This window comes from Paenibacillus eucommiae (assembly GCF_017874215.1).
GTDB lineage: Bacteria > Bacillota > Bacilli > Paenibacillales > NBRC-103111 > Paenibacillus_AI > Paenibacillus_AI eucommiae.
Genome location: NZ_JAGGLB010000068.1, coordinates 1 through 12953, shown reverse-complemented (window position 1 = coordinate 12953; position 12953 = coordinate 1). Strand labels below are relative to the sequence as shown.

The 12953-nt window shown below is 47.6% G+C and carries 9 protein-coding genes; 7 read left to right on the top strand and 2 right to left on the bottom strand.

Features of this window, described 5'->3' with window-relative positions:
- Positions 1–36: 36 nt before the first annotated feature.
- Complete coding sequence (locus J2Z66_RS42060) at positions 37–267, bottom strand: hypothetical protein (protein WP_209980036.1); 231 nt, start codon at positions 265–267, stop codon at positions 37–39.
- Between the two features lie 250 nt (positions 268–517).
- On the opposite strand from J2Z66_RS42060, the gene J2Z66_RS42055 reads away from it, so the two are divergent.
- The 5 genes from J2Z66_RS42055 (at position 518) to J2Z66_RS42035 (ending at position 7479) form a co-directional block, all read left to right on the top strand.
- Positions 518–2623 carry a serine hydrolase domain-containing protein gene (locus J2Z66_RS42055; protein WP_209980034.1) on the top strand — a complete coding sequence of 702 codons (2106 nt, stop codon included), beginning with the start codon at positions 518–520 and terminating at the stop codon, positions 2621–2623.
- Positions 2624–2916: 293 nt separating this feature from the next.
- Positions 2917–3600, top strand: a complete 684-nt coding sequence (locus tag J2Z66_RS42050) for a response regulator transcription factor (protein WP_281068955.1) — start codon at positions 2917–2919, stop codon at positions 3598–3600.
- A 13-nt stretch (positions 3601–3613) separates the two neighbouring features.
- On the top strand, positions 3614–4636 hold the full coding sequence (locus tag J2Z66_RS42045; RefSeq protein ID WP_245376248.1) for a sensor histidine kinase: 1023 nt from the start codon (positions 3614–3616) through the stop codon (positions 4634–4636).
- A gap of 157 nt (positions 4637–4793) precedes the next feature.
- Positions 4794–5579 (top strand): ABC transporter ATP-binding protein, encoded by a 786-nt coding sequence (locus J2Z66_RS42040; protein WP_209980032.1) that lies wholly within the window; start codon positions 4794–4796, stop codon positions 5577–5579.
- Positions 5557–7479, top strand: a complete 1923-nt coding sequence (locus tag J2Z66_RS42035) for an FtsX-like permease family protein (protein ID WP_312895051.1) — start codon at positions 5557–5559, stop codon at positions 7477–7479. The genes J2Z66_RS42040 and J2Z66_RS42035 overlap by 23 nt, the downstream gene beginning before the upstream one ends.
- Positions 7480–7718: 239 nt before the next feature.
- On the opposite strand, the gene J2Z66_RS42030 is transcribed toward J2Z66_RS42035, so the two are convergent.
- Positions 7719–9662: a stalk domain-containing protein gene (locus J2Z66_RS42030; RefSeq protein WP_209980028.1), complete on the bottom strand. Its 1944-nt coding sequence runs from the start codon at positions 9660–9662 to the stop codon at positions 7719–7721.
- A 265-nt stretch (positions 9663–9927) separates the two neighbouring features.
- Between J2Z66_RS42030 and J2Z66_RS42025 the strand changes: the two genes are divergently transcribed.
- Both J2Z66_RS42025 and ltrA read left to right on the top strand, forming a co-directional pair.
- On the top strand, positions 9928–10887 hold the full coding sequence (locus J2Z66_RS42025; protein ID WP_209980026.1) for an alpha/beta fold hydrolase: 960 nt from the start codon (positions 9928–9930) through the stop codon (positions 10885–10887).
- Between the two features lie 612 nt (positions 10888–11499).
- On the top strand, positions 11500–12801 hold the full coding sequence (gene ltrA / locus J2Z66_RS42020) for a group II intron reverse transcriptase/maturase (protein ID WP_209980024.1): 1302 nt from the start codon (positions 11500–11502) through the stop codon (positions 12799–12801).
- Positions 12802–12953: the final 152 nt, after the last annotated feature.

Below are 12953 nucleotides of genomic sequence, written 5' to 3'. Positions count from 1 at the left end.
TCCTCTTGTGGATCTGGACAATTCCGAGAGTATACCCTACCATTTTTGTCTTGGAAACACTCCAATTTTTGGTACACAGACTATTTTACGCCACCTTATCGGGCTGAAAAAAGGAACTTTAACGATGTTTTTCATTGTTAAAATAAGTATTTGGTGCGACCACATGCTTTTAACGATGAAAAACATCACTAAAGTAGCAGCTACTCTTAACTTTTCATCCCCAGCGCCCTTGCCTGCAAGTAAATCTCCTCCATCTAAGGAGCCCACAGCCCATTCCTCCCGTAACGCATCCAAGTTTATCCGAACGTGACAAGAATGTAACATTTCCCCTCCTGCTTGTCATCTGAATCGAGCGACTGTGCCTGATATAAACAATACAATAGGTTTGTACGAATTGCCTGTTCAATATGGCTTGGTTAACCCCATCTCAGGTTTGAAAACAGCTGCAGTTCTTCCAATATGATTGTTGTTGGTTATAGCAAGTTCAAATTAATGGAAAGCAAGGAGAGGATTTTAGTTGAACAAGAACAAGAATCGAACCCGCCGCACGCTCGGCATCCTAACCGCTTTAATGACGCTCAGCCTAGCAGCAGAAACAAGCACATACGCTCAGAAGCAGCCTAAATCGAATCCGACTGCCGCCGTCAAACAGCTGGCCTCATTCGGTAATGCTACCCTTCCGCACTCGGACAACGCGTCCACGAAAGATTATACGAGTGGGCCGCGTGAAGCGAAGGAAGCCGAGGCGTTCCTGGACGCTTTCTTTGCCAAGGATGCCATCAAGCAAAAGGCTGGTGCCGTTACAGTATCCGTCGTTCAGGACGGGAAAGTGCTTGTTTCCAAAGGCTATGGCGTAACCGACCAAACGTCGAAGTCGCTGGTAGACGCAAGCCAAACCACCTTCCGGATCGCTTCCATCTCCAAAGTATTCACGGCTGCTGCTATTATGCAGCTCGTCGATCAGGGGGAAATTTCACTACAGGACAATATTGAAAAGTACCTGGACGGTTACAAAGTAACCAGTCCTTTCGATACACCGGTCACGATAGAGAATCTTTTGACGCATTCGACTGGCTTTGAAGTGCGCGAACCTACAGACGCCAGCTATTTAACCGATGCTTCCCAGAAGCCGATCTCGCTAAAAGAAAGCATCTTCGATCAGTTCCCACCGGTCGTTCGCAAGCCGGGAACGTCATACATGTACGATAATTTTGCATCGAGGCTGCAAGGATACATTGTTCAGCAGGTAAGCGGGGAGCCTTTCGGGAGCTATATGGAAAAGCATCTGTTCGGACCGCTTGGCATGACCTCAAGCAGCTTTAGCCTGACTAAGGATTTGGTTGGACGGCTTGTAACTTCTTACGATGAGGCGGGTAGCGCCATTCCGGTGTACGATTTCTCGCCAAGCGAGTGGCCGGAGGGCAGCATGGTATCGACAGCCTCCGATATGGCGCTGTTTATGAAAGCTTTCCTGAACGATGGCCGGGCGGCTGACGGCACTGTTATCCTGTCACCTGAATCGGTGAAGGCGATGTCGACCTACCACATGGCCATTCATCCGGATGTTCCGGATATGACATACGGTTTTGAATCACCTGTTGCTCCATCCAATACGAATGGCGAAGACGTAATCTCCAAAGGTGGTGACATTCTCGGTTTCAGTTCGTTGTTATGGCTTCTGCCCGAACGCAAAACGGGTGTTTTCGTTTCTTACAATGCAAATCAGGATTTGCGAAACGACTTGTTTACCGCATTTATGGACCATTATTATGCCGGTCGTAAATCAGCAGTTGGCCCAGAGGGCTTCCAGCCGCTGCCCAAGGAGGTTCTCGCCAAGTTCGAAGGCTTGTATTCCGATTTGCGGATCAAATTACTGACCAAGGTCGAAGCGACAGGCGATGGTACCCTTATGGTGAGCGATGTTTCCAGTCGCCACGAACTGAAGCAGGTCGACGATCTGCTGTTCGTGGATGAAGAGGGCAAGTCACTTGCATTCAAGAAGGATGCCGACGGCCGCATCACCTATCTGAAATACTCTAATTTATTCAGTTATGCCGCCAAAATTCCGGAGGATCAGGAGGGTTTCCCGGACGTATCGGCCGATTATCCGTATGCCAGCTACATTCTGGGCCTGAAATCGCTCGGCTTCTTGACGGATGATCTATCAAAGCCGTTCCAACCATGGCAAGTCGTCACCCGTGGAGCCTTTATTCATGCTTTTAACGCGATATGGAGTATCCCGCAATCCCCAAACCCGTCCTCATTTAAGGACATTGAAAATTCGCCGTACCGGAAAGATATTCAAGCTGCACTCGAGTCCGGCTTATTGAATGGGACGGGAGAAGATTTGTTCGAACCAGACCGTCCGATCCGCCGCGAAGAAGCAGCAGCTATCGTTTATCGCTTGCTGGCGGGATCGGGGATCAGGGTGTCAGATTCAACAGCTGTGCTCGCGCCCGGCACGTCGAAATGGGCTGTCGATGCCGTCAGCTCTGCTGTGATTTGGAAGCTTCATGGACCGGAGGTGACCGAATCGAATGGCAGGTTCGACTACGGCTCGCAGCGGGCACTGAACAAGCAGGAGCTGGCGGCGCTGCTGTTCACGATGCTGCTTCCGGATTAAGAAAACTGGCAGCCGTAAATGCGACAAGGGAGAGCTATATTACACCGTTATATTGCACCATTATATTACAGTGTCATACTATACCGTTTTACACACTGTTTTGAACAAGTATTATCTGAGGGGAAGGCGATTATTTGCCTCTCCTTTTTGTTTTTAAGTGAAACCAAGGTTTAAGGTTATCGTGGAAATAACGGTGGAAATGCCAAACTGGAATGGTATGATAGAAAAAGCTATGGATAGATTGATTTATTATCCGAACCTGTGCAAGAATTGCGGGAAGGGAGTTGGCCGTTATGGATTTGAATATTTTTATAATCGAAGATGATGCTGCCATTTTTCATTCCTTGAAGGAAAGATTGGAGCAATGGTCGTTTCATGTTACGGGACCGGAGCGGTATGATGATGTGATGAATACTTACATGAACGTGCAGCCCCAACTGGTTATTATCGATATCCAGCTCCCGATGTATGACGGTTTTCACTGGTGCCGGGAGATTCGGGCGGTGTCGAAAGTGCCGATTCTTTTTCTGTCTTCGCGTGATCATCCTCTGGATATGGTGATGGCGATGAATATGGGGGCGGATGATTATATTCAAAAGCCGTTCCATATGGACGTGCTGCTGGCCAAAATTCAGGCGATTCTCCGCCGGACGTATGCTTACGGAGAGGAAACGTCTGATCTTATCGAATGGAACGGTGCCATCATTGATATGAAGCGCGGTTTGATTCGCAAGGATGGACAGGAAGTGACTTTAACCAAGAACGAGTTTTTTATTCTCATTGTGCTCGTCAAGGCGAGGGACGAAATAATATCACGTCACGATCTGATCCGCAAGCTGTGGGATGATGAACGTTTTGTCAATGACAATACGCTGACAGCGAATATAACCCGATTGCGCCAAAAGCTGATGATATTCCAGCTGGAAGATGCCATCGTAACGAAAAAAGGGCTTGGCTATATGGCGGCTACGTTATGAGGAGGATACGACTTTGATACTCCGCTATTTGTATGACAGGAAAAGCTGGATTCTTTTCTTCGTTCTTTCGTTGTTATTTGTGGATCTGATGATCTGGATTGACAATGGCATTGCCATACGGGCTGACTCGATGCTTTTTTTGAACATGCTGTTAATTTTGGCTATGGCAGCCTTTCTTGGGTGGCGCTATCAGAAAGAAATGAAGTATGCGCGCTCACTGATGGAACTGGCTGAAGAGATACATGAAGATTGGATTGAAACATTGCCGGCTGCCTATTTTTATCAGGAAGAAGCAACTAATCAGCTGTTGAGGGCAGCGGATCACTGGTACTGGCATAAAGTTTCAGACGGCAATGCAGCCCGATCTGTGGAGCAGGACTATATTGCATCCTGGGTGCATGAAGTGAAAACGCCACTGACTGCGATGAAATTGACAATAGATGCCAACAAGGGCAATCCGGCGCTGCGCAAAATTGAATCTGAATGGCTGAGGATTCATTTGCTCATTGACCAGCAGTTATACATTTCACGGTTGCCGTCGCTGGAGGCGGATTATGTGCTGGAACAGACCGGGATTCAACAGCTTGCTGCTCAAGAGGTACGCGAGTTGGCTTCCTGGTGCGTGGAGAAAAATATTGCCGTCGAGTTCGACGGGGAAGAGGGTTTCGTTAGGACGGACCGCAAATGGTGCCGTTTCATCATCCGGCAATTGCTGACGAATGCGGTCAAATATAGCCCGGAAGGCGGAATCATTTATCTGTCGACTACAGTGACGCCTGATGGTCATGTCAGGATGATGATTAAAGATGAAGGGCCGGGCATCGCCACGCATGACTTACCGCGTATTTTCGATAAAGGATTTACCGGAGGAAACGGAAGATTGCAAAATGCGGCAACTGGACTCGGGCTCTATTTAGCTAGGACTGTTGCGGTCAAAATCGGGATTTCTTTGACGGTACAGTCGGGGGTGCATGAAGGAACGGCCATGGAGATGACCTTCACAGTAAGTAATGCGTTCGAATCAGTACGGACATGACCGTCATACAATTGACATTCACGGCTGGTAATGTGTTGAAATCGATTCAATATGACAATATTGTCACATACAATCTCTTACTTGTCATCTGAAGCGGGCGACGGGAACGACCTTTTTCTCTAGAATAAATGTTAGATCAGAGTGGGAGGTTATGGAGATGAATCCAAACAATTTGCAAAAAACCGTGCTGCATGCGCAGCAAGTCCGTAAATCATTTGGTGTCAGGGGCAATGTTCAACAGGTGCTGAGAGGCATCGACCTTCGTGTACTAGAAGGGGAATTTGTAGGCATTATGGGGCCGTCCGGATCGGGGAAGACGACTTTGATCAATGTCCTGGCGACAATTGATAGAGCGACGGAAGGGAAAATATTCGTCGATGATACGGACATTTCGAATTTGAAAAACGCTGAACTGTCTGTTTTTCGGCGCAACAAGCTTGGTTTCATTTTTCAGGATTACAATTTGCTAGACACATTGACGGTAAAAGAGAACATCTTGCTGCCCATCTCGTTCGGCAAGATGAATAAGAAAGTGGTAGAATCTGAATTTCAGGCTATTGCTGCAAATCTCGGTATTGGGGAGATTGTTCATAAATATCCGCATGAAATTTCCGGTGGTCAGCGACAGCGAACATCAGCGGCACGCGCGTTGATCCATCGGCCCTCTATCGTATTTGCGGATGAGCCGACAGGTGCGCTGGATTCGAAGGCGGCCTCCTCTTTATTGGGAATGATGGAGGAGCTTAACCGGCAGCGCAGCATTACGATTATGATGGTGACTCATGATCCGGTAGCCTCAAGCTATTGCAGTCGCGTCGTGTTTTTGAAGGATGGACTGCTTTATTCCGAATTGTATCGAGGCAGCAAGACGCGGCAAGCTTTCTTCAAAGAGATCATGAATGTGCAGGCCGTGCTCGGGGGTGATCACGTTGACACTGTTTGAACTGGTCATCCGCAGTATGCGGAAAAATATTAAACATTACTATCTGTATTTTTTCGCGCTAATTTTCAGCACAAGCCTTTATTTTGTGTTTGCTACATTGCAGAATGACTCATCGGTCTTGGCAGCAACATTCGGAGATATTCAATTCGCTTCCTTGTTTAGAGTGGCTGGGATTTTGCTGCTCTCGATTGTGGTCGTATTCATGATCTATGCAAACAGCATTTTTCTCAAACGGCGCAGTAGGGAAATTGGGTTATATCAGCTGGTGGGCCTGACCCGCAGAAAAGTGGGACTATTACTCATTACCGAGAATGTACTGCTTGGGGTGGGGGCGCTCCTGATCGGGATTGGCGGCGGCGCACTCGTGTCGCGGCTTTTTTTGCTCATTCTGATGAAACTGATCGGTATCGAAAGCGTAATTACCCTCTCGTTTCCCAGTGCAGCGGCCTTGCAGACTGCCATCGTGTTTGCCGTACTTATTGGCCTAACACTGGTACAAATGCTGTTCAAAGTTTACCGTACTACACTTCTCGAGCTTTTCCAGGCAGATCGGCAGGGGGAGCATCCGAAACAGCCGAGAGCGCTCCTCTCCGCTATGATGGGGATGCTAGGTATTGTGCTGATCGCAATGGGCTATCTGCTCTCCAGCAAAACGCCCGGCCAGGATATGTTCCTGCAGATGCTGGTCATTCTCGCCTCAACCATACTCGGTACCTATCTGCTGTTTCGTGTGACGATCGGCTGGCTGTTCTACCGGATACGAAGAAGCAAGGACGGACAGCTCGGGCTGAAAAACAGTTTGTCGCTGGCCCCGATCATGCATCGCATGAAAGCCAATGCGAACTCGCTCACGTTGATCACCATTCTTTCTGCGATGACACTGACGATGGTGGCAATCTCTTATTCGTTGTACTATTCGGCCGAGAGTGAGTCCCGTGCAATGCTGCCCTACGATTTCATCTTTGAAAATAAGGAGCAGGATGCGAAGTCATTTCGTGCTGAGCTGGAGAAGTCCGGATTTACGTTTGCACATCAATCAGTTGAGGCCGTCCGTCTGGCAGGCAAGATCGGTAAAGAGCAAAAGGACGGAAGCAGCCTATTGCTGCTTGCGGCAGAGCAACTACAAACTAGCGGTGCAGATATTATGATGCCGGGTCAGGGTGAGGCCGTCGGGTATAATGGCCAGAGGAAGACGTCAAGCGAGGAGCTGAACACAGTTGCTTTTCCGCAAACGGTTGATTTTAGCGCAAGCGGGGTTCATGTCAAAATCCAATTAACCCGAGACATTGATCGCTATGCGATGAATTACAGCATGCCTGGCCGTCAACTCGTCGTGCCGGAGGCGATGGTAAGGGAAATTCGCGAGCAAATGCCGGCTTCCCCCAAACATGAAGCGATTTTCATCGATACCTACCAAATTATGGATAAAAATGAACGTGCAGCGGCATCTGGCTTCTATGCGAAATATGTCAAGGACGATGAGTTCAGGCCGGACTTCTACGCGTATTATAAAGAATCCCTTCAAAAATTCGGGCTGATTATTTTCGTAGCAGGTTTTCTCGGTCTTATCTTCCTGATCTCTACGGGCAGCATTTTGTATTTCAAGCAGATGACAGAAGCGGAGCAGGAGAGGAAAAGCTATACGATTCTGCGGCAGCTCGGATTTGCCGAGCGCGAGATAATGGGCGGCATTATCCGAAAGCAGCTGTTTGTGTTCGCAATTCCGCTGGCGATCGGGCTTCTGCATTCCATATTCGCTGTAAAAGCAGCCTCCGCACTGACATTGTCCGATATCTCCATACCGGTAGCTATTGCCATGGCGGTATACACGCTCATTTACTTTGTGTTTGCGCTTCTCACCGTGGGTTATTATCGCCGTATTGTGAGGGCGGCGCTGTAGAAGTTTCAATAAGTATAAGGGAAGTGCTTCTGCTCCCAATGTTGTCAAGTTAAACCGGCCAAATGTGTGCGGTCCTCCGCCTACATTTGGCCGGCATCTGCCTGGTTTATTCATCTACCTTTGCCGCTTCGGCCCCGCGCAAGCACTTTGTGGTCGGTTTTCCGCCTACATTCAGCCGCTGCTCAATAACTTACGCTCTGCAACTTACGCTCTATCCTATGCTCTTTGTGAGATGTCACTTACTTTTTAGCTACAAGCGCATTTAGGGTTGTCATCATGTTAGAGTAGCTTTCTGAGGCTTTCAATTCGGCAATTTGGCGATCCCATTCTTCGATGGAACTTGCGCCAAGAATTACTTTTATTTTAAGCTGCTGCAGTTTTTTATTGATGTCTTCATATTCGCCTTTACTCCAGTAGGAGCTGACTTGAGGCAGCGTTTTGCCTTCGTAGGATACCTTTTTCCAGTTGGAAATGGCGTTCTCATACTGGGCACGAACATTCGCGGGAAGCTTGCTCAAAGCTTCATTAGCTTTCAGAAGATCTGGCTGCCCAAACAAACTTTCAAGCACGGACTGGTCTCCTGGCTCAAGTCCGGACAAGCGATCCCATTCACCGGTTTCGGCCATAGCCAATCCACGGTCCAGCCACTCCAGTATCTGTATCGCTTTATCGCCAGGAACTGTGCGTGGAATGATATACATTCCCGAGCCTTCTGTATTCCAAGGTGCAATCGATTCTTTGGGTGATGCGACTGATGATGCGACTTGCCATGTTGGCAGCGGCGCCCAGATGGCCTCCTGTTGTCTTAGCGATGTTTGTTGCTCCGACTGACCCTGCTGTCCAGACAGACCCGCTGGATCCAGCAGATTCTGTGCTGCACTATCGACTGTCATCTGCGCGGCCTGATTGACAGTTACGGGAATAATCCCCACGTTCCCTTGAACAGCCCGCTCGATGGCATGGGATTGGTTCAGTACAGGGAATTCCTTATCGATTAATCCGTCAGCATAGGCGCGAGTCAGCCATTGCAGCGCAAGCCGCTCTTCTGCAGAGATGGCTGTATCAATAACCAGGCCGTCTTTGACCATGAAACGCGAGGGACTTCCTGTAAATGCATGCTCCACCCATGATAACGATCCGAGGCCATCGTCTGTGGCGTAGCCTGTCATGCCAATTGTATTTTTCTTGCCATCTCCATCGGGATGGTAATCGACAAATCTGAGCAGAACCTCATAAAACTCGTCCATCGTCTTCGGGGCAACAAGGCCAAGTCTGTCCAACCAGTCCTGACGGATGGCCGGAAACGGAGCATTGTGCGGATCTGCTGGCAGCGCAATGCCATAAATCCGGTCACCGATTACACGGTTGGCGGGCGATCCATTAGTAGCGAGCGCTTTGAGCCGCGGAAACTTTTCAAGCATCGCGGTCAGATCTGTGGCAACGGCTTCAAATAATTCGTCATTATATTGATAAGGACTCGTAATCAGCATCAGATCTTCCGGTTGACCAGCTGCAATCATCACATTGATTTTTTCACGATAATACTCCGGGGGTATTAAAGTAAGCTGTACATCTGCCTTCCACGCTGACTTTATGTAAGTTTGGAGCTGCTCGGATACGTGAGTGACTCCGTTCTCTGCACGAGTGGAGATCCGCAGTTTTGTAAATCCGTACGGGTCAGTTACTGTGGCGATGCGGTCGAGTGGCTGCCAGGTTACTTGCAGGCCGCTGGATTCGGCAGCGAAACGAAGGGGAATCCACAGCACGCCTTCTTCTACAAAAGGAGCTGCCTCCAGACCAGCTACCGCCTGTCCGCCTACTGAGGCTGTATGGCTATTAGCTTCAAACACAAGTGCGGGCTTAGACGCATGACTAGCAGATAAGATTCCATTCTGTTCGTTCCAGTCGATCCGGTATCCGATCCCTTCGAGCAAGGATTGTGCGGGAACCATCATGGTATCTTTCACTAATTGTGGCTCCGCGGGAAGCCGTATGTTCACGCCTTCAAACAAGGCTCGCACACCGGGCTTAGAAATCGCAGCTACCGGTTTTTTCTCCCAGGGGGAAAGTGACTCTGCTGCTGCAGACCAACCTGTAGATAAAGAAACTGACATAAAGATGGCTGCTGCCAAGGGGGTCATGGTGAGCATAAAGTTTCTTTCTTTTCGTTTTCTTTCCTTCAAAATGATTCCTCCATTTCGCAAGTTGCTTCATTAATACGGATTTCACTTTCTGTTTCTTTGTTACTTCTGTATCATAAATGATTCAAATTATGGTATCAATGATTGGACGATTTTATAAGGTTGAAAGTTCGATTTTTTTTCAGTGAGCTGGGATCAAAATCTTATGAATCGGTTGAAAAAATTTGGTATTTCAAATTAGAATGAAATAAGATATTATGGAAAACGATGGTACAAACTAACTGATAAGAAAGAAGGAACTTTCGACATGCCGCTCATTGATATGCCTTTAGAACGTTTAAAGCAGTACAACGGGGTGAATCCTTGTCCTTCCGATTTTGATTTGTTTTGGGATGAAGCACTGGAGGAAATGAAAGCGGTCGATCCGCAATTACAGCTGATTCCAAGCGAGTTTCAAGCAGCGTCTGCAGATTGCTTCGATCTTTATTTTACAGGTGTAAGAGGGGCTAGAATTCATGCGAAATACCTCAGACCTAAGAACGTTTCCGAGCCGCATCCGGCTGTAATTCAGTTTCATGGGTATTCGGGTAATTCAGGAGAATGGTGGGATAAGCTCAGTTATGTAAGCCTGGGATATTCCGTAATTGCTATGGATTGCAGAGGCCAGGGTGGTGAGTCTGAGGATACTGGTGGAGTAAAGGGGAACACACTGCGCGGGCATATTATCAGAGGGCTTGATTCAGGTCCTAACGATCTGTTGTTCCGTCATATTTTCCTCGATACGGCACAACTGGCTGGAATCGTGATGCAGCTGCCTGAAGTAGATGCTGACAGAGTTGGCGCTATGGGAGGATCTCAGGGTGGTGGACTGACATTGGCATGTGCTGCCTTGGAGCCAAGGATTAAGCGTCTTGCTCCGGTATATCCGTTTCTGTGCGATTACAAAAGGGTATGGGATATGGATCTTGCCGTTGCCGCTTATGATGAGCTCAAAACCTACTTCAGACAATTCGATCCCCTTCATGAGCGCGAGGATGCGATTTTTGAAACGCTGGGCTACATAGATGTGCAATATTTAACCAAAAGAATTCAAGGTGAAGTGCTGATGGGCGTTGGCCTGGTGGATACCGTCTGCCCGCCGTCGACACAATTCGCCGCTTACAACAAAATTACTTCCGAAAAAAGATTGGCCATTTATCCCGATTTCGGGCATGAAGGATTACCGGGCTTTAGTGACCGGACAATGAGCTTTTTGAGCGGTTTGTAGGATTATTGCTTTTATGACTAATATATAGCTGTAACTTCAAGTCTGTTGATTTTCTTTCAACAGGCTTTTTTATGAACTGCGCGCCTAGCCAAGCTAGGTACAACTAATTGATGAAAGATCAATCGAGGTAAGACCCAAGTCGCCTCGTAGCTGACAGGCAACTGGTGGAGAGATCCTAAGGTTGAAGCCCTGTGACAAAGAACTCCGTATGGAGTGCGAGCAAAATAGCAGGCCGTAACATCAAGTGAATCCTGCCGCACCGTCAAAAAGAACCTGAAAAGGACAAGAGGGAGTCGAGCCTCGAGTTCATGGGCGAAGACCATGGAACGCGTGAAGCCCTTGGAAGTGCAGCGCGGAAGAACCCTCCGGTGTATGGGGATCGGCATGCTAGGAAAGTTGTGCTTGGAACTAGGGAGAACCTAACCCGCACGAAAAAAAAAAAAAAAAAATTTTTTTTTTCGTAAGGAACGGACCTATAAGCCCGAAAGGTGAAGTGGCGAGCTGCGGGAAGGAAGTCGGAGGGGATTGTAGTACCCGTGAAGTGAGGACAACAAAACCTCATGGAGGGAAGAGTCCCTACTTTGTTCAAGCAAGTCAAGGAGGTAAGAGTGAGTGAATGCAGTCAAACCTGCTAACTACGCCAAAGTAAAAGCTCAAGAACTTCAAGGCAAGCTATATCTTGCCGCCAAGGAAAATCCGAAGCGAAGGTTTCATGCGCTCTACGACAAGATTTATCGGGAAGACATTCTTTGGGAAGCATGGAGACGAGTCAAAAGCAACAAAGGCAGTGGAGGAGTCGATGGAATAACCATCGAGCACATCGAGGAGGTCTATGGGGCGGAACGGTTTGTAGCAGAAATCCGTGAAAAGCTGATTTCTGGCACGTATCATCCGTTACCTGCCAGACGTATAGAGATACCCAAGCCGGACGGAAAACTTCGTCCGCTTGGTATTCCTCCTATAATTGACCGTGTTGTGCAAATGGCAACTAAGATTGTTATTGAGCCTATTTTCGAGACGGATTTCAAAAATTGTTCCTATGGATTTCGTCCCAAACGAAGTCAACATGGCGCGATTCGCCACATCCGACGGGAGATAAGGAAAGGTGTATGTTGGGTAGTGGATATTGATATTAAAGGGTACTTTGACAACATTCAACATGAGAAGTTGATGAAGCTTGTGGAGCAGCGAATTAACGACAGAAGGATACTCAAACTGCTATGGAAATGGTTAAAAGCAGGATTCGTAAAAGAGGATCAGTTCTACGAAACCGAGCTGGGAAGCCCGCAAGGCTCGGTAATCAGTCCGCTACTTTCAAATATCTACCTAAATTACCTCGATACGATCTGGGAAAACAAATTCACTGAAATTGGCGCCATCGTCCGCTATGCGGACGATCTAGTTATCCTATGCAAAACCAAAGAGCAAGCTATGAAGTCAATTGATGTGTTAAAAGCTGTATTCAGTAAACTTGAAATACAGATAAATACATCAAAATCCAAACTCATCAACCTATGGGACGATAAGATAGGATTCGATTTTCTTGGTATGCATCATCGGAAAATCCCAAAGCAGGTCAAGGGAATAGAACGTTATATACTGCGAAGCTATCCCTCGAAGAAAGCCATGAAGAAGATGAAAGAGAAGGTAAAAGAAGTCACGGAGCCACGTAATCGACTGTTCTGGACAATGAACAAAATGGTCGAAGAACTCAATCCGAAAATACAGGGATGGAGAAATTACTACGGTCTGGATTCTTTTGCTGATCTATTTCTGAATAAAATCGACTGGTATATTCGAAAAAGACTGATGCTGTTTTGGAACAAGAAACGCAATCGTCGTAAAAAGCATAGTAACTCCAGATTAGCAGGCATCGTTGCACAGTATTCTGGATTAAAGAAACTTGTAGGCTAGGAAAGTACCGTAACGCGGAAGAAAGAAGAACATCGGAAAGCCGTATGAGGGAAAACCGTGCGCCATGTCGTGCGAAGAAAGAATAGTCCGGTCACCGGACCAACGTCCTTGGAAATACGTTGAGAACAACGCCTAACCTAAATCTGAAAGGA